14 protein-coding genes are annotated in these 15884 nt (G+C 56.3%); 6 read left to right on the top strand and 8 right to left on the bottom strand.

The window, feature by feature from the left end; genetic code table 11:
• The first annotated feature begins 194 nt into the window (after nucleotides 1–194).
• Nucleotides 195–353 carry a DUF3309 family protein gene (locus BT119_RS20620; RefSeq protein WP_002552554.1) on the top strand — a complete coding sequence of 53 codons (159 nt, stop codon included), beginning with the start codon at nucleotides 195–197 and terminating at the stop codon, nucleotides 351–353.
• Nucleotides 354–470: 117 nt separating this feature from the next.
• Here BT119_RS20620 and BT119_RS20615 read toward each other — a convergent pair whose 3' ends face one another.
• The 3 genes from BT119_RS20615 to BT119_RS20605 form a co-directional block, all read right to left on the bottom strand.
• Nucleotides 471–2129: a cation acetate symporter gene (locus tag BT119_RS20615; protein WP_003363323.1), complete on the bottom strand. Its 1659-nt coding sequence runs from the start codon at nucleotides 2127–2129 to the stop codon at nucleotides 471–473.
• Entirely contained in the window at nucleotides 2126–2437 is a 312-nt protein-coding gene (locus BT119_RS20610; protein WP_003314526.1) for a DUF485 domain-containing protein, read from the bottom strand. Before BT119_RS20610 ends, BT119_RS20615 begins: the two co-directional genes overlap by 4 nt.
• 234 nt (nucleotides 2438–2671) lie before the next feature.
• On the bottom strand, nucleotides 2672–3526 hold the full coding sequence (locus tag BT119_RS20605; protein ID WP_003434310.1) for a glycine betaine ABC transporter substrate-binding protein: 855 nt from the start codon (nucleotides 3524–3526) through the stop codon (nucleotides 2672–2674).
• Nucleotides 3527–4706: 1180 nt separating this feature from the next.
• Here BT119_RS20605 and BT119_RS20595 point away from each other — a divergent pair.
• The 3 genes from BT119_RS20595 (at nucleotide 4707) to BT119_RS20585 (ending at nucleotide 7536) form a co-directional block, all read left to right on the top strand.
• The gene (locus tag BT119_RS20595; protein ID WP_003363327.1) at nucleotides 4707–6005 is read left to right on the top strand and encodes a hypothetical protein; all 1299 of its coding nucleotides are present in this window, start codon (nucleotides 4707–4709) and stop codon (nucleotides 6003–6005) included.
• A complete protein-coding gene (locus BT119_RS20590; protein ID WP_044309781.1) occupies nucleotides 5998–6810 on the top strand; it encodes an MlaA family lipoprotein in 813 nt (270 codons plus the stop codon). The genes BT119_RS20595 and BT119_RS20590 overlap by 8 nt, the downstream gene beginning before the upstream one ends.
• 135 nt (nucleotides 6811–6945) lie before the next feature.
• The gene (locus BT119_RS20585) at nucleotides 6946–7536 is read left to right on the top strand and encodes a DcrB/PsbP domain-containing protein (RefSeq protein ID WP_003434309.1); all 591 of its coding nucleotides are present in this window, start codon (nucleotides 6946–6948) and stop codon (nucleotides 7534–7536) included.
• Between the two features lie 33 nt (nucleotides 7537–7569).
• Here the strand turns inward: BT119_RS20585 and BT119_RS20580 are convergent, their stop codons facing one another.
• Entirely contained in the window at nucleotides 7570–8478 is a 909-nt protein-coding gene (locus BT119_RS20580; protein ID WP_072366852.1) for a LysR family transcriptional regulator, read from the bottom strand.
• Nucleotides 8479–8588: 110 nt separating this feature from the next.
• Between BT119_RS20580 and BT119_RS20575 the strand changes: the two genes are divergently transcribed.
• Nucleotides 8589–9791, top strand: coding sequence for an MFS transporter (locus BT119_RS20575; protein ID WP_003363337.1), 1203 nt, complete (start codon nucleotides 8589–8591; stop codon nucleotides 9789–9791).
• A gap of 297 nt (nucleotides 9792–10088) precedes the next feature.
• Nucleotides 10089–11165: a diguanylate cyclase gene (locus BT119_RS20570; RefSeq protein WP_044309779.1), complete on the top strand. Its 1077-nt coding sequence runs from the start codon at nucleotides 10089–10091 to the stop codon at nucleotides 11163–11165.
• Nucleotides 11166–11169: 4 nt separating this feature from the next.
• Here BT119_RS20570 and BT119_RS20565 read toward each other — a convergent pair whose 3' ends face one another.
• From BT119_RS20565 to BT119_RS20545, 4 genes are all read right to left on the bottom strand, one after another.
• Nucleotides 11170–12039, bottom strand: a complete 870-nt coding sequence (locus BT119_RS20565) for a hypothetical protein (protein ID WP_072366851.1) — start codon at nucleotides 12037–12039, stop codon at nucleotides 11170–11172.
• 693 nt (nucleotides 12040–12732) lie between these two features.
• Nucleotides 12733–13464: a hypothetical protein gene (locus BT119_RS20555; protein ID WP_072366849.1), complete on the bottom strand. Its 732-nt coding sequence runs from the start codon at nucleotides 13462–13464 to the stop codon at nucleotides 12733–12735.
• A gap of 182 nt (nucleotides 13465–13646) precedes the next feature.
• Nucleotides 13647–13916, bottom strand: a complete 270-nt coding sequence (locus BT119_RS20550) for a helix-turn-helix domain-containing protein (RefSeq protein WP_003363345.1) — start codon at nucleotides 13914–13916, stop codon at nucleotides 13647–13649.
• 487 nt (nucleotides 13917–14403) lie between these two features.
• A complete protein-coding gene (locus BT119_RS20545; RefSeq protein ID WP_003363347.1) occupies nucleotides 14404–15720 on the bottom strand; it encodes an MFS transporter in 1317 nt (438 codons plus the stop codon).
• Between the last annotated feature and the right edge of the window lie 164 nt (nucleotides 15721–15884).

Below are 15884 nucleotides of genomic sequence, written 5' to 3'. Positions count from 1 at the left end.
AGTTATTGTCAGACAAAAATGCGACAAACCGCTGATTTTCAATGATTTTCAAATATGTAATAAATTATTAAAAATAGATCGAACCTTTCTCCGACGCCCAGAGTCCGATGAGTCAAGCAGGCAACTTCATACCGTCCGGCATGACGTTTCAACTGCATTTGTTAATTAACACTAATGTAAAGAGGGAACTCACCATGGGCATCGGCACTATTCTTATCATCGTTCTGATTCTGCTGCTAGTTGGCGGTTTGCCAGTATTCCCGCACTCGCGCAGCTGGGGCTACGGTCCGTCGGGCATCATCGGTACGATCCTGGTGATCCTGCTGATTCTGGTGTTGCTCGGCAAGATATGATCTGCTGCTCCACGCAGCAGCGCATGTAGCCAATAAAAACCCCGCTTTTTCAAGCGGGGTTTTTTATCGGCCATGAAAAAGCAGCCCGAAGGCTGCTTCGTTCACAACAACCTGAACTTAGTGCGAAACCGCACCACTGGCACCCAGCCCCGTCTGCGAGCGGACGAATTGTGGGAAGAACAGCGCGCGCTCGCCCTCTGCCGCTTTCGACTTGTCGGTGATGGAGAAGAACCAGATACCTACGAAGGCGATGGCGATGGAGAACAGCGCCGGGTATTCGTAAGGGAAAATGGCTTTCTCGTGATGCAGGATCTGCACCCAGATGGTCGGCCCCAGCACCATCAGCACCACTGCACTGATCAGGCCCATCCAGCCGCCGATCATGGCGCCACGGGTGGTCAGGTTTTTCCAGTACATGGAAAGCAACAGGATCGGGAAGTTGCAGCTTGCCGCGACCGAGAACGCCAGGCCCACCATGAAGGCGATGTTCTGGCTTTCAAACGCAATACCCAGAAAGATCGCCACGACCGCCAAAGCGATGGTGGTAATTTTCGAGATACGGATCTCGTCCTTCTCGTTGGCTTTGCCTGCCTTGATGACGCTGGCATACAGGTCGTGGGAAACCGCCGAAGCACCCGCCAGAGTCAGACCGGCAACCACTGCCAGAATGGTGGCGAAGGCTACTGCCGAGATGAAGCCCAGGAACAGACTGCCACCGACTGCATCGGCCAGGTGAACCGCTGCCATGTTGTTACCGCCCAGCAACGCGCCCGCTGCATCCTTGAACGCCGGATTGGTGCTGACCAGCAGGATCGCGCCGAAACCGATGATGAAGGTCAGGATGTAGAAGTAGCCAATAAAGCCTGTTGCGTAGAGCACTGACTTGCGGGCTTCCTTGGCATCGCTCACGGTGAAGAAGCGCATCAGGATGTGTGGCAGGCCTGCGGTACCGAACATCAGGGCCAGACCCAGCGAGAACGCCGAGATCGGGTCTTTCACCAGCCCGCCAGGGCTCATGATCGCCTCACCTTTGGGGTGAACCTTGATCGCTTCGGAGAACAGCATGTTGAAGTCGAAGTTGACGTGCTTCATGACCATCAGTGCCATGAACGACGCACCGGACAGCAACATCACCGCCTTGATGATCTGCACCCAGGTCGTGGCGAGCATGCCGCCGAACAGCACATAGAGGCACATCAGGATCCCGACCAACACCACCGCAACGGCGTAGTCCAGACCGAACAGCAGCTGGATCAGCTTGCCGGCACCGACCATTTGCGCAATCAGGTAAAACGCCACCACCACCAGCGAGCCGCAGGCAGACAGGGTACGAATTTCCTTTTGCTTGAGGCGGTACGAGGCCACGTCGGCAAAGGTGTATTTACCCAGGTTACGCAGGCGTTCGGCGATCAGGAACAGGATGATCGGCCAGCCCACCAGGAAGCCGATCGAGTAGATCAGGCCATCGTAGCCGGAGGTGTAGACCAGTGCGGAAATCCCCAGAAAGGAGGCTGCCGACATGTAGTCACCGGCAATCGCCAGCCCGTTCTGGAAACCGGTGATCTTGCCACCTGCCGAGTAATAGTCCGACGCGGTCTTGTTCTTTTTCGACGCCCAGTAGGTGATGTACAGCGTGAAGGCTACGAAGACCACGAACATGACGATCGCGGCGACGTTCAGGGGTTGCTTCTGCACTGCACCCGTCAACGCGTCTGCCGCCCAGAGGGTCGGCGCGAAGGCGGCAAGGCCAAGTGCTGCTGATAGGCGCCGGATCATTGCTGAGCCTCCTTCAGGATCGCGTTATTCAGGTCATCGAATTCACCGTTGGCACGGCGAACATAGATGGCGGTCAATATAAACGCGGAAAGGATCAGCCCTACGCCTATCGGCATTCCCCAGGTAATGGTCGAAGTGGGACTCAGTTTGGCCCCCAGAATATGGGGTCCGTAAGCAATCAAAAGAATAAAGGCCGCATACAGGCCAAGCATGATCGCCGAGAGAATCCAGGCGAACCGCTCTCTTTTGGATACCAGCTCCTTGAAACGCGGGCTGTTTTGAATCGAGAGGTAAATGCTGTCGTTCATTGTTTTTGTCCTCGCAGCACAGATGAGATGTCACGTAATGCACTTTAGTCGGGTCCGGCGCGCACTCCAGACGACCTTAGTATTAGAACGACATTAGCTGCAGATACCTCTTCTCGCACGGCCTGGACCCGCCGGCAGTCGGTCGCACCGAAAACACTCCGGGGCAGGAAAACAAAAGGCCGTCTGGCGATAACACCAGACGGCCTCGAGAACGGCTGTTCAGACACTTTGAGACTATTTGGCAGTCCATGCAGCAACACGGTCCGGGTGCTTGGCTACCCAGTCCTTGGCTGCAGCTTCAGGTTTGGCACCGTCCTGAATCGCCAGCATCACCTCACCGATTTCATCCTTGGATGCCCACTGGAATTTTTTCAGGAAGGCCACGACCTCAGGGGCTTTTTTCTCCAGCCCAAGGCTGCCAACGTTGTCTACGGTTTCAGCCTCACCGTAGACACCTTTCGGGTCGTCGAGGAAACGCAGCTTCCATTTGGCGAACATCCAGTGCGGCACCCAGCCGGTGACGACGATGGATTTCTTCGCCTTCTCGGCGCGGGTCAGCTCGGCAATCATGCCTGCGCCGGAGCTCGCCTGCAGTTTATAGCCGTCCAGACCATAGTCCTTGATAGCCTGATCGGTCTTGAGCATCACGCCCGAGCCCGCATCGATCCCGGTGATCTTCTTGTTGAAGGAAGCATCGGTCTTCAGGTCTTCGATGGTTTTGGCCTTCACGTATTCAGGCACGATCAGGCCAATCTTGGCGTCCTTGAAGTTGGGGCCATAGTTGACGACCTGGTCCTTGTACTTGGCGTAGTACTCGCCATGCGTGCCTGGAAGCCACGCAGACAGCATCAGGTCGAGCTTGTCGGTGGCCACCGCCTGCCACATGATCCCTGCAGCGACAGACTGCAACTTGACGTCATAACCAAGCTTTTGCTTGATCACTTCGGAGGCCACGAAGGTGGTGGCGACACTGTCGGACCAGCCTTCCACATAGCCGATGGTCAGGGTCTTGGTTTCAGCAACCGCCAGCGTGGAGCTGACCGCAAGTACCAGAGCGGCACCCGCCCCCAGTATTTTTCGCATCATCATTGTCGCTTCCCCGGAAGTCTGCACCGACGGGTGTCGGGGCATGGTTAACGTTGTTCTCCAGACCGCCCCGCGCCCGACCTTGGGGCACGCGGCGCCTTGCACGTTTTTATCGCTGCCGCGCGCAATCAAACGCACTACAACGCCACACTGATCATCGACCTGCCGGCCAGGCGGGCATGCTCTGTCTGCGACACCGGGGCAATGGGAAACGACAACATCGAGCCATCAACGACAACGCACAGCGAAAAACGCCTCGATCCAGCCATCAACGGCAGGAGACGCACCGTTGTGTCCAATGGCGAGCGCCGAACCCCATACCATCGTCGTATAGACGACAGAGACTTGCGGCGCACCATTCCGGCTCATACTGCGAAGGAAACACGATGTGTTACCGCAGGTTTACGATCACCACCGTGAACGGGTAACACGGAAACATTTTTTCCGGCTCTCTGACTAACCGACAATCATCAGAATTCATAAATAGCTGATTTAAAAGGATTTTCAAAAACTGGCACGGGTCCTGCTATATCTCTGGTACAACAAAAACAAGAAATGATGCAGCAAACCAATAAAAATAAGACGTAACGGCTCTGACACAACAAGAACAAAACGGACAGAGGCGCAGCTAACAGATTTTTTTGGAGTGGACCCGCTTTACAGGGACCTTTCAATGGAAGGCCTCGCGACCGGACCGAGAACAATAAAACTACCGTCAGGTAGCTCCAGAACCGGTGGGATCAACCCGTTGTGCAGACAGGTGATTAAAGCGAATCAGCGCTCAAAAAAATACGTTTGCTCTTGACCCCGGATGGGGGTCGCACAACAACGCTGTAAAGGGACTGGCCGCCAACAACAATAACAGGCCGCCCTATAACAATAAAAAGAGCACGTGAACCACATTGGAGGAGAGCTACGGCTCTCCTTTGTGCTTTCCGCAAGCCGGAAAATTCGCCGCCAGGCCAGGGCCTGCCTACCTTTCCCAGCCCGTGCAAACGTCGCGCCGGGGCAGCAAATACACTAGCCATGCAAAAATAAACCGCATATCTGCATTGCAAAATCCAAAGAACGTGTATTGTTCCGTCATATTTACAGGGTTAACCGGTGGATGGGGCACTTTGGCACTACACCTTGGTCATAGCCTGCGTATCTCATCAGCACTTCTTTCCCAAGGGATTTAGTCATGCTCCGTTTTCTGCGCCTCGCCACCGTTATAGGTGGCTTGTGTTTAAGTGCGTCCGCTCTGGCAACCAATGTCGACTCCGCCACCTATGGCTACCCGCTGACTAATCCGTTTGAAGCGACCATTGCGACCACACCGCCCGATCTGCGCCCCGACCTGCCTGACGATGAAGATATCGATCAGGATGTCTACACCCTGAACCTGCATCCCGAGCGCGAGTTCACCCTGCCCGACAACTTCTGGGCAGTGAAAAAGTTGCACTATCGCCTGGCCAAACAGGACCACGCTGCACCGCTGATCTTCCTGATCGCCGGCACCGGCGCGCCGTATAACAGCACCATCAATGAATTCCTGAAAAAGCTCTATTACGGCGCGGGCTACCACGTCGTGCAGCTGTCTTCGCCCACCAGCTATGACTTCATGAGCTCGGCCTCGCGCTTTGCGACTCCCGGCGTCTCCACCGACGACGCAGAAGACATTTATCGCGTCATGCAGGCCATTCGGGCTCAGCAGGCGCAACTGCCGGTAACCGACTATTACCTGACCGGTTACAGCCTCGGCGCACTGAATGCTGCATTCGTCAGCAAGCTGGACGAAACCCGTCGCAGCTTCAACTTCAAGAAAGTCCTGCTGCTCAACCCGCCGGTCAATCTCTACACCTCGATCAGCAACCTCGACAAACTGGTGCAAACCAACGTCAAGGGCATCAACAACACCACTACGTTCTATGAACTGGTGCTGGCCAAGCTGACTCGCTACTTCCGCCAGAAGGGCTACATCGACCTCAACGATGCACTGCTGTTCGACTTCCAGCAGTCCAAGCAGCACCTGACCAATGAACAGATGGCGATGCTGATCGGTACCTCGTTCCGCTTCTCGTCGGCGGATATCGCGTTCACCTCCGACCTGATCAACCGTCGCGGTCTGATCACGCCACCGAAATTCCCGATCACCGAAGGCACCAGTCTGACGCCATTCCTCAAGCGTGCCCTGCAGTGCGACTTCGATTGCTACCTGACCGAACAGGTCATCCCGATGTGGCGCGCACGCACCGACGGCGGTAGCCTTCTGCAACTGGTCGACCAGGTCAGCCTCTACGCCCTCAAGGATTACCTGCACAGCAACACCAAGATTGCCGTCATGCACAACGCCGACGACGTGATTCTGGGCTCGGGTGACCTCGGCTTCCTGCGCAAGACCTTTGGCGATCGCCTGACCGTTTACCCGTACGGCGGGCATTGCGGCAACCTTAATTACCGCGTCAACACCGACGCCATGCTGGAGTTTTTCCGTGGCTAAACGTCTTTTACTTCTTGCCGCTCTGCTCTGTGCCGGCACAGTCCAGGCCGCTGACGCGGATACCAGCAACAAGGCTCAGCACCCGGCCACTGTGGCCCGTCAGACCGATGCTGACGGTTTCACCCAGCCGCTGAAGTCGTTGCAATTCAACCCGGGGCTGGATCAGCGTGAGTTCGAGCGCGCCTCCATCAACGCACTGGAAGTCTATGATCCGCTGGAATCCTGGAACCGCCGGGTTTACCACTTCAACTACCGTTTCGATGAATGGGTATTCCTGCCGGTCGTGGACGGCTACCGCTACATCACCCCTGGCTTCGTGCGCAGCGGTGTGAGCAACTTTTTCAGCAACCTGGGCGATGTCTCCAACCTGCTGAACAGCCTGCTGCAGTTCAAGGGCGAGCGCTCGCTGGACACCACTGGCCGTCTGCTGCTCAACACCACCATCGGCATCGCCGGTCTGTGGGACCCGGCGACCATGATGGGCCTGCCGCGTCAGAGCGAAGACTTCGGCCAGACGCTGGGCTTCTACGGTGTGCCTGCAGGGCCTTATCTGGTGTTGCCATTGTTCGGTCCATCGAACCTGCGTGACACCGGTGGCATGCTGTTCGACTACACGGCTGAAAACCAGATCAACTTCCTGAACGTGGCCGAAGTCAGCAGCGACCATCCGGAAATCACCGTGTTGCGCGCCATTGACCGCCGTTACGTCACCAGCTTCCGTTACGGCCAGCTCAACTCGCCGTTCGAGTATGAAAAAGTGCGTTACGTCTACACCGAGTCGCGCAAACTGCAAATCGCCGAATAAGCGTAACGCAGCAAAACGACGGCCAGCCTGAGTGATCGGACTGGTCGTTTTTTTATGGGCACTTTTACCTGCCCGGTCACTCACATGCCTCAGGCGCAAACGCCTGTGTCATTAACAGACAAAAAAGGAATTTCCATGCGTTCTTTCGGTTTCAAGGCAATGGCTGTGTGTGTCGCACTGGCAGCATGTCAGAGCATGGTCAGCGTTCAGGCTGCCACCAAGCCGCAGGCTGCTGCGCCCACCGCTGCTGCGGTGCAAAACGCTTCACTGCTGGGCGGCAAACTGACCTTCACCATTCCTGCGGGCTACGTACAGGGTGAGATGCCCGAGATTGACGCAAAAGCCAAGGCCCAGGGTGTGACGGGGTCGCTGTACACCAATGCGGCTGAAAAGCGCGTGTTGATCGTTACCGAAACGCCGATGCCAATGGGCGTGCAGGCCAGCGATAACGACGGTGTAGTACTTGATGGACTGGTCACCGGCATCCTTGCCCAGCAGAGTACCGGCTACAAGGACTTCAAAAAACTGGGTGACAAGAAGATCGTCAAGAAGAACGGTCTTGGTGTGCGCCAGCTGGACACCTCAGCGACCATGAGCGACGCCCAGGTGCTGAGCACATCGATCGTCGCTGCATCGGGTACCCGCGCAGCGGTGCTGAACGTGGTCTCCAATGCAAAGAATCCGAAAGAGCATGCTGCGCTGGTGAAGACTGTCATCGGCCAGTGATCTGCGCGGACCGGTCAGCCGGTCCGATACGACTCAGTCCACCCGCAACGCCTCTGACAACCGCTCGACCAGCACCTGCACCTTGGGCAGGGACTCGCGGTTACGCGGCCAGGCCAGGTGCAAGGCCAGGCCATCGGTGGCCAGTTGCGGGAGGATCTCCACCAATTCGCCGCGCTGCAGCTGCTCCCTGATCAACCAGGTTGCCAGCTGGGCAATTCCCCATGCCGACGTCACCGCTGCCACTTGGGCCTCTGCGTTGCCGATAACCAGTCGTGCTTCTACAGCGCGTGCCTCCCGCTGCCCCTGCTCATCGACAAACAGCCAGGGGCTGGTACTGCCATCGCCACGGCCAAACAGAATGCAGGCATGACTGGCCAGGTCCTCGAACGTATGCGGGGTGCCGTGACGCTGCAGATACGCCGGTGCAGCGCAGAAGATCACCCGCTCGGTGCCCAGATACCGGTGCGCGACGCCTGCGGGCCAGACCCGTGGACCACCGATACGCACGGCCAGGTCGATGCCCTCTTCAAGGATATCGACGAAACGGTCGGTGAAGGTTATTCGCGGGCGCAACTTGTGATGCTGCCCGGTGAAGGCAAGAATCAACGGCAGCGCATGCAAACGGCCAAAGGTCGCAGGCAGATCGATGCGCAATTGTCCGGCGGGCTCTGTGCGTTGAGCCGCCAGCGCAGTTTCAGCAGCCTCCAGGTCGGCAAGCATCCGCACGCACACGGTGTGATAGGCCGAGCCCTCCTCCGTCAGCGCCAGACTGCGAGTAGTCCGCTCGAACAGGCGCATGCCGAGACGGCTTTCCAGGCGCGCCACACTTTTACTGACCGCAGAATTGGTCAGGTTCAAGCGCTCAGCGGCTGCGGTAAAGCTTCCCGCGTTGGCAACGGCAACGAACGTTTCGATACCTTTGAGGCGGTCAGTCGACAGCACATGAAACCTCGATTAGTGAAATTCAATCCATAATGCAGGGAAAATTTACCAAAGATAGGAATTCTTTTCTGCAATAAGCTGGCGGACTTATTTTTTACGGGGTCTGTACCATGCCTTCTCTGGAAACCACTGCTGCCGGCACCCGCAGCGAAAGCTCGACCGGTGCCGGTTTGTCCATCGCGATTCTGGCCCTGGCCGGCTTCGTGATCGTCACCACAGAATTTCTCATTATCGGTCTGCTGCCTTCAATGGCCCGCGATCTGGGAATTTCCATATCAACTGCCGGTTTGCTGGTGACGCTGTTCGCCTTCACGGTGATGCTCTTTGGCCCACCGCTGACGGCCATGCTCTCGCACCTGGACCGCAAGCGCACGTTCATCGTCATTCTGCTGATCTTCGCCGCCTCCAACGCACTGGCGGCGGTGTCGAGCAACATCTGGGTGCTGGCGCTGGCGCGGTTCATTCCGGCATTGGCCTTGCCGGTGTTCTGGGGCACGGCCAGTGAAACGGCAAGTCTGCTGGCCGGACCCAAGCGCGCCGGCAAGGCCGTTGCGCAGGTGTACCTCGGCATCTCGGCTGCCATGCTGTTCGGTATTCCGCTGGGTACAGTATTTGCCGATGCCGTGGGCTGGCGCGGCGCATTCTGGGCGCTGACGCTGCTATCAGCGTTGATGGCCCTGTTGCTGGCACTGTCGATGCCCCGTATCGAACCTACTGCAAAGGTCGGCCTCGCCGAGCAGGCAAAAATTCTCCGGGATCCGTTTTTCCTCTCCAACCTGCTGCTGTCCATCCTGCTGTTCACGGCCATGTTCGGTGCCTATACCTACCTGGCTGACACGCTGGAACGCATCGCAGGCATCGAATCGGCTCAAGTGGGATGGTGGTTGATGGGCTTCGGCGCGGTCGGCCTGATCGGTAATGCACTGGGGGGACGTTATGTGGACCGCAGCCCCCTCGGCTCGACCATGGCCTTTGCGCTGCTGCTCGCACTGGGCATGACCGCAAGCGTACCCGCCGCAGGCTCCATGCCGCTGCTGGCCGTGGTGCTGGTGATTTGGGGCATCGCGCATACGGCGCTGTTTCCAATCTGCCAGATCAGGGTGATGAAAGCAGCGCCTCAGGCCCAGGCACTGGCAGGGACCCTGAATGTCTCGGCCGCCAATGCCGGCATCGGCCTGGGCTCGATCATCGGAGGCCTTACCATCGAGCACCTGGGCCTGGGTGCCGTAGGGTATGTCGCCGCTGTTGTTGCGCTGCTGTCCATTGCCGTCGCATGGATGACCAGCATTCAGAAAAACAAGGCACCGTTATAACCGCCTGACTGTCGCTTTATTGAACTCGCCGGGCAGTGTGTCTGCAAACACCCAGACACCCTGCCCCGGTTATTTAACGTGTGTTGAATTATATATCGTCATATTTTTGAACAGGCTTTAGCACTGTTTCTGTCATTTAATTGACTTTTAAACAGTGATCTTTCCTCACCATGTAGCTATTTGACACCTCCAGGCAAAATACACTTCCCTTGCCACTAGCGAACGCTCAAACTCCAGCCTTTCGGTCAGGTGGTGGCGGTTTCTGACCGATTCAAAAGTAATGTCCGGTAAGCACCTATGAGCACCTATCACCGCAAAGGGATGGCATTCGCCAAGCGGATCTACGCCCCGAGATCACTCGGTGTAAGCGTTGGTTTTGTGACGGTTGCTGTGTCTTTATATTACGTGAATGCTGCACACTGGCTGTGGTTGTTGGCGCTGTTCAACGCTCTGGTATGGCCGCACGTTGCCTACCAGATTGCAAGAAAGTCGCGCGAGCCCTATGAAGCCGAATGGCGCAATTTGCTTTTCGATTCGCTGTTGGGCGGTTTCTGGGTGGGTGCGATGGGTTTCAGTGCGGTTCCCGGGGTCACCGTCCTTGCCATGATGGCCATGCATAACATGGCCGCCGCCGGGCCACGCCTGATGCTCCAGGGCTTATGCGCACAGGCACTGGGCGTGCTGATTTCACTGGCCGCGCTCAACCCTGTGGTCAATCTGCACGGCAACATGGCGCAGATCTATGCCTGTCTTCCTGTACTGGTGATCTACCCCATTTTCATTGGCTGGCTGAGCCATCAGGTCACCCTCAAGCTGTGGGAACACCGCAACATCCTTCGCAAGGTAAGCCGCACAGACAGCCTCACCGGCCTGCTCAATCATGGCGCATGGAAGGACCTGCTTGACCTGAAGTACGCCAGTAACCAAGGCGCGTATCAGGAGTGCGTCATCGCGCTGATCGATATCGATCACTTCAAGGTCATCAACGACACTTATGGCCACCTGATGGGCGACACGGTGCTGCAGAGTATCAGCGAAGCACTGATAGAAAACCTGCGCGACTCCGACTTGATCGGGCGTTGTGGCGGCGATGAATTCTGCGTCATTCTGCCCGATACCAGCTTGTTTCAGGCAAAGGAAATCCTTGAGCGCCTGCGCCTGGCGATAGATGAAATGACCTATACCCTGCATTGCGATCTCAAGGTCAGCCTCAGTATCGGCATTGCCGCCTACTCCCCTGAAATGCAGGATGCCTCCTCGTGGCTGCATGAAGCAGACAAAGCCCTGTATCTGGCTAAAAGCACCGGTCGCAACCGCGTAGTCAGCCCTCAGGATGCACCGTCAGACCACCAGTCGCTTGGCGCACAGGCCTGATCCGTCAACGCTTGTGCTTGAACAGCATGTCGAACAGGGATGAGAAACTCTTGACCCCCATCGCCTTGAAGAACGCCTCGCGCATATCGGCACGCAGGCTTTCCAGAGTTATTTCCTTGGGTTTGGTGGATTTTTTCACGGCGGTCGTTTCTTGGGTGTCTCCTTCGCCGGGCGTGTATTTCTCCTTGGACAGCGTCCTTATGTAGTCGCTCTTCTGGCTTTTATAGGTCGCGAAATCTGCGCCCAGTTGCTCGTCTCTTTCCCCCGCCGTTGAAAACCTGTTGATGACTTTTTCCATGAACTCAAAATTATTGTGGCCTATAGACCCGTAGTCCTTGTCGGTGATGAAGCGAACAAACCCCTGATCCAGCCGCGTTGTTTTTAACCCATCGCTTTCGGTAATACGCTTGGCGGTGGCCGCGTGCGACTCGGTAAAACTGTAGAACACCTTGTGGCCTTCCATGTCATATGTTTTGCCCTGGTTCTGGCGGCCCCATATTCTTCCATCATCTTTCTCTCTGTACGAGGCCAGTCCAAAAGCCAGATCATCAACATAGCCTAGATCAGCTCCCTGAGCGCTCGCCCACTCGTAAACATCACCCAGCAGCCTGCGATCATCCCGGGTTAAAAAAAACGCCTCGGGCATGGACATTCCACATTCGGCTTTTCCTAGCATGGGCGCAGAACCAGCAGAGTCCGCGCCCCCAAATACCCTGTGTTTCAGGAGGGCCTGGCCGCTGATGGTCACCGCAGAGTCTGGAGAGGTTGATCGGAGGGGGGAATTGGCAATTGAGGGCATGTTTTTTGCCGCTCTTTTATCGTCAAGTTGTTGCGCGGCTATCAGTGCATCTGCTCCGGAACTTATGACTCGCATGACGTTGGCTCCTGCCCCGAAAGATCCCTGGCGGTTCTCGCCAGGGATTAACAATCAATACGTTAAATGAAAGGTGACTGTTTCTGGCCCGGCAGGCTTGCGTTGCCAAGGTCCACTTTCAGCGCTGTGCCTAATCATGACGTCGGAGGCATAGCTAAAACCAAAACTGTTGAACCTCTCAGTACTGCCAGGCACGCCTGGCGTTATAGAGATACAATCAGAATCATGTACACCGCCTCTCCTAAAACAAAGATTTGCGCGTTCGTTCACGCTTTCCGGAAAAGTAGTCGCGGTCCAGGAAATCTTTTGCAACCGAGAGTTATTCGCCGCGCCGCGGGGGTAATCAGCCAATCTCAATTGGTGTCGGGAAAACGCACTGTGACCAGGCCCATTGATAAACGTCGGTGTTCGGGTAGTCGTAACAGAATAATCGCCCGCCTGGCTGGCAGCCGACACTAACAACACAAGCAAGGGTGCTATTTTTTTCATAGGTGTACTCCAATATTTATAAATCAAATTCATCGGCCGTGCGAAAGCCGCAGGCTTGAAAGCATCTGCACGAACCGTTATTTTTTATCATTCACCGAGCGCGCTAACACGCACTCTGATTAAACATGTTTTTTTAGAAAAGACCTGAACCGCTTGTAAAACCTCATCAACCGACTGGTATAAATACCCACGTCCGAGACCTGATTAGCCACACGCTTGATCGATGGAAAGTTCAAATGAGGACAGGTTATCCAACAGCCACTCAGGTGTATGCCTCTCAAGCAATGTGCCGATGGGCTGCTGCTTTATCAGTGCGCCATAGAGGGCTTCTTCATGATCGAGGTGTGCTTGCTGAACAGCGCGATAGTTGAGCGGATAGATGCTCTTCTCGATGGGCAACAGCCGGTCGAAGTGTTCGAGCAGACCATGAAAGACGATTCGCCGTTCGACGGTATTGCGCGTGGTAGCAATGAGTTTGACGAAGTACTCACTGTCCTGAGCCCGCAGCGCTTCGCTGGCGGCATAACGCTCGACCAGCGTGTGCGGCGATGGCTCATCGAATACGATGCAGCACAGGTCTTCGCGCACCAGGCCCTTGAACGGGTTCTCGGCTTCTGACCGACGGCCGTGCAGGCCCAGTGCGAATTGTACGGCGCGCTCGGCCAGCCATTGACGCTTACGGCCCTCAAGTCGGGTAACCTCTTCGAGTAACGGTGCTTGACGCCCCTGCGAACGAAGCTGCCGACAGAGTTTGGCAAACAGGCCAACAGGGCCGGACAGCTTTGCCTGTTGCTCGGCAAGTTGCGTCACCGAAAGCGCGGACTGCCGGGTTCTCAGATGCTGGAAGTCCGTTGTCATATTAAAATCAGGCCGCTGCGGATCCAGCCGCAACGCCGTGTCGGCACCTGACTCGCCCCGAACAAAACAAACAGTCATGAGTGGCTCCTTTTTTATTGTTTACAGTTCGTCGTGCGAGCAGGTTTCGGATATTCCTTTCTGCAGACAGCCGGGAAACAGTGGCCGACAGCAGTCACAGAGCAGCACGGTATTATTGATTGCACCGCAAAACGTCAGCAGTGCTCATTGCATTAACACGTTACAGGTTGCGACAAGACACATTATGTATGTGCTGGCTCGCTACGCAATCCGACAGATGTAGGGGGTCGGGCAGTGTTCCCCGGAAGCAATAGAGATACGCACCTGGCCATGAGCTCGGCACGCGTCCTTACCTGATTCTTTCTTAGCAGCGAAGATACGTGATCGCGAACGGTGTAGTCACTGATACTGAGCTGCCTGGCAATTTCCTTGTTCGTACATCCCTGCAACAACAGGCCAAGAACCTCCTGCTCTCTCATTGTCACCCACATGATACTTCCCCTTGCCATCATTTTGCCTAATAGGCAAATTTGTAGGATGTTTCTTACATTCGTCTTCCATGACCCAAACAGTCAATCGGCACAGAAATCATTTTATTTAGTCTTGTTTTGCATAAACACGAGATACACCTTCAAAGTCCTGCAATACAGCCGAAAGCTGTAAGAAAAATCTTCAATAATAAAATATTGAGGAAAGCTCCTACATGAAACGCGGAATAATTACGCCTACCAACGTATCGACACTGCGAATGATCCACCTGAAGAAACATTTCCCACAGGCACGACCCAAGAGCACATTAGATAAATAACGTAAACAGTATAGAGAGGCGCAAGATAGACTTGAGGAAACGGAATTACAATCACTTGTTACAATTGAAAGCGTCGGGTGCCAGGAACTTTTCGCTCATATTTGAACGGCTACTCACCCCACAGCAGAGGTGAGCAGCGGATGTCGCCGGTCTCTGCGAGAACGGCATTCGCCGTGTCAACCGGCCTGGTGTTATCCGGCTTTACCGCTTGCCAGGTCATCCACCACCACGCCCCGGCGCACACCGAATACCGCGGCGGTCATCAGGCCTGTGGCGCCCATGATCAGGCTATACAGCACGCACACCCAGATATTCCAGGGCATCAGAGCAATCAGCATCAATGGCGTGGTGCTGGCCCAGAACGCGTAGGCGATGTTGTAAGTGAACGAGATGCCTGACACCCGGATGTTCGCCGGGAAAAGTCCGACCATCACCGACGGCACCACACCGACAATCCCGCACGCCAGCCCGGCAATCGCGTAGGCGATGCCCAGTGGCATCCATTGCTCGATGAGGCTGGTGTAAAGCACGCCAATGCCCATCGGCATCAGCAGGCTGTAGAACATGATGCCGCGCCAGGCGCCGATGCGGTCGACCAGCATGCCTGCCAACACACAGCCTATATTGAGAAACACGATGCCGACGGCGCTCAGGGCAAAGGTATCGCTGGCGCTGATACCGAAGCGCTGCTGCATGACGGTCGGGGTGATCACCACCAATACCACCACTGCGGAGGTCAGCACAAAGGTCAGCAGCGCAGCAGGCAGCAAGGATTTGCGGTGCTCACGCAAGACCTGGCCAAGTGGCAGCGTTGTCAGATGTTCACGCTGGGCATGCATCGCGATAAATACCGGGGTTTCGTTCAACCAGCGGCGCAACCAGACGCCCACCACGCCGAATACGCCACCGAGCAGGAACGGAATACGCCATGCCCAGTCGAGGATTTCGCCAGGGCTGAAGACCCGTGCCAGCCATGTCGCGGTCAGTGCACCCAGCAGGTACCCGAACGTCAGGCCGGCTTGCAGTACACCCAGTGCATAGCCGCGGTGCCCCTTGGGCGCGTGTTCTGCCACGAATACCCAGGCGCTTGGCACTTCGCCGCCCACAGCGGCCCCTTGCAGGATGCGCAGCGCCAGCAGCACCAGCGGCGCCCAGTAACCGATCTGTGCGTAGGTGGGCATGATGCCGATCAGCAGACAAGGCAGGGCCATCATCAGAATGCTCAGGCTGAACACGCGCTTGCGGCCCAGCCGGTCGGCGAAGTGCGCCATGAGAATCCCGCCCAGCGGGCGCGCCAGATAGCCGGTCACGAAGATCCCGAAGCTTTGCAGCAGACGCAGCCACTCGGGCATGTCGGGTGGGAAAAACAGCTGGCTGAGGGTCAGTGCAAAGAATACGAAAATGATGAAGTCGTAGATTTCCAGCGCCCCACCCAGCGCCGCAAGACTCAGGGTCTTGTAGTCGCCTTTGGTAAAAGGTTGCGGAGTGGATTGAACGATGGCCGTCATGACGCCCCCGAAACATGGCTGAAAAAAGCGCCTGGCGCTCACAGGGCGCGAAGAATAGCAAAGCTTGCGGGCGCACTGATACGAAGCTGAGGCCTGTAGCGGGAACGATGATCGCAACTATCGTGCGACGCTCTGCGTCGCATGCCGTGCCGGACGCTCCGCGT

It is taken from the genome of Pseudomonas sp. NFACC10-1, assembly GCF_900119195.1.
GTDB classification, from domain to species: Bacteria; Pseudomonadota; Gammaproteobacteria; order Pseudomonadales; family Pseudomonadaceae; genus Aquipseudomonas; species Aquipseudomonas cerasi.
Note: the sequence above shows the minus strand (reverse complement) of the source record. Positions and strands in the feature narration are given on the sequence as shown.

Coding starts and splice junctions, on each gene's coding strand:
- BT119_RS20620 (WP_002552554.1), top strand. CDS start 195: ATGGGCATCGGCACTATTCTTATCATCGTTCTGATTCTGCTGCTAGTT.
- BT119_RS20615 (WP_003363323.1), bottom strand. CDS start 2,129: ATGATCCGGCGCCTATCAGCAGCACTTGGCCTTGCCGCCTTCGCGCCG.
- BT119_RS20610 (WP_003314526.1), bottom strand. CDS start 2,437: ATGAACGACAGCATTTACCTCTCGATTCAAAACAGCCCGCGTTTCAAG.
- BT119_RS20605 (WP_003434310.1), bottom strand. CDS start 3,526: ATGATGATGCGAAAAATACTGGGGGCGGGTGCCGCTCTGGTACTTGCG.
- BT119_RS20595 (WP_003363327.1), top strand. CDS start 4,707: ATGCTCCGTTTTCTGCGCCTCGCCACCGTTATAGGTGGCTTGTGTTTA.
- BT119_RS20585 (WP_003434309.1), top strand. CDS start 6,946: ATGCGTTCTTTCGGTTTCAAGGCAATGGCTGTGTGTGTCGCACTGGCA.
- BT119_RS20575 (WP_003363337.1), top strand. CDS start 8,589: ATGCCTTCTCTGGAAACCACTGCTGCCGGCACCCGCAGCGAAAGCTCG.
- BT119_RS20570 (WP_044309779.1), top strand. CDS start 10,089: ATGAGCACCTATCACCGCAAAGGGATGGCATTCGCCAAGCGGATCTAC.
- BT119_RS20565 (WP_072366851.1), bottom strand. CDS start 12,039: ATGCGAGTCATAAGTTCCGGAGCAGATGCACTGATAGCCGCGCAACAA.
- BT119_RS20555 (WP_072366849.1), bottom strand. CDS start 13,464: ATGACTGTTTGTTTTGTTCGGGGCGAGTCAGGTGCCGACACGGCGTTG.
- BT119_RS20550 (WP_003363345.1), bottom strand. CDS start 13,916: ATGATGGCAAGGGGAAGTATCATGTGGGTGACAATGAGAGAGCAGGAG.
- BT119_RS20545 (WP_003363347.1), bottom strand. CDS start 15,720: ATGACGGCCATCGTTCAATCCACTCCGCAACCTTTTACCAAAGGCGAC.